Here is a 1,286-nt window from a genome sequence, read left to right on the forward strand (position 1 = left end):
CTGAAGGCTGTTGCTATCAATGGGGTGACGCCTTCTCTGACAACGGTACGTAACGGGACTTACACGCCCCTATCCCGACCAATCTTCATCTATGTCAACAAAAACGCTGTTAAGCGTACGGAGGTAAGTGAGTTTGTGACCTATTACCTCCAAAATGCTGAGCGATTAGTCACTGAGGTTAAGTCGGTGCCTCTATCTTCTGCAGACTATGCCAAATCCCTCGCAGAGTTAGAGGTTCTAGTCGGTAGCGGTAACTAAGCCTAGAACTGAATCTAACCTAGAGGACTTAATTGGTTTAATCTCGTCAAGAGCGATTAGTAGTAGAATTATCAATCATCGCTCTTGACTTATGTTGAAAAGAGTCCTAAGTTCTCAGTTAAGAGTTCTCAGGTAAGCATTCAGGCGTCAGCTGTCAGCGGTCAGCTGAAAATAAACTTTGTTACCGTAGTGTGCGCATCGCGCAAACAGAAAAATATAATAGTTCGAGATTAATCAGAATTAAAAGTCTGGGGATTTGCCCATCTAACGCATATGCTGATAGCTGATAGCTGTTCGCGTAGCGTGCGCGTAGCGCTTAAGCTGTTCGCTGATAGCTGTTCGCGTAGCGTGCGCGTAGCGCTTAAGCTGTTCGCTGATAACTGATAGCTGATAGCTGCCTTAAAACAATACTTTTATTACCGATTTAATGACCGAAAAACTGATCCGACTTAACCAGACCAAACGCCTCTCACCAAAATTAATTCGCAATTTGCGAGAGCGGGGGATTGAAATACTATTGTTTTTGGCGGCATTGTCTTCCGTCGCCACTATGGCAGCAATAATCTTTTTCCTGCTTAGGGAATCTCTGGCATTTTTCAAGGAAGTATCATTATTTGATTTCCTAACGGATACCAAATGGACACCGATGTTTTTGGAGAAGCACTACGGAATTTTGCCATTGATATCAGGAACCCTAGTCACCTCTACTATTGCTCTTCTATTTGCTATCCCGACTGGAACTATTGCTGCGATTTACCTAAGTGAATTTGCTCCTCCTACATTACGAGAAATAATTAAACCAGGTTTGGAACTTTTAGCAGCAATTCCTACAGTGGTTTATGGTTATTTTGCCCTGCTGGTGGTTAGCCCTTTTCTGCGCAAGATTTTTACTGAATTGCCGGTTTTTAATATGCTAAGTGCCGGTCTAGTCATGGGTTTGATGATTATTCCCTTTATTAGTTCCATTAGTGAAGATGCCATGCGAGCGGTTCCGGTAGAGTTACGGGAAGGGTCTTATGCTATGGGAG

General features: G+C 43.4%; 1 protein-coding gene and 1 pseudogene. Both read left to right on the top strand.

Going from position 1 to position 1,286, the window contains the following annotated elements:
* Positions 1-258 (top strand): annotated as a pseudogene (locus tag F6K38_RS42265) (protein sphX); the annotation flags it as partial.
* 427 nt (positions 259-685) lie between these two features.
* On the top strand, positions 686-1,286 hold a 601-nt coding region (locus tag F6K38_RS42270; RefSeq protein WP_287360851.1), incomplete at its 3' end, for a PstC family ABC transporter permease.

It is taken from the genome of Moorena sp. SIO3B2 (assembly GCF_010692525.1).
Classification (GTDB): domain Bacteria; phylum Cyanobacteriota; class Cyanobacteriia; order Cyanobacteriales; family Coleofasciculaceae; genus Moorena; species Moorena producens.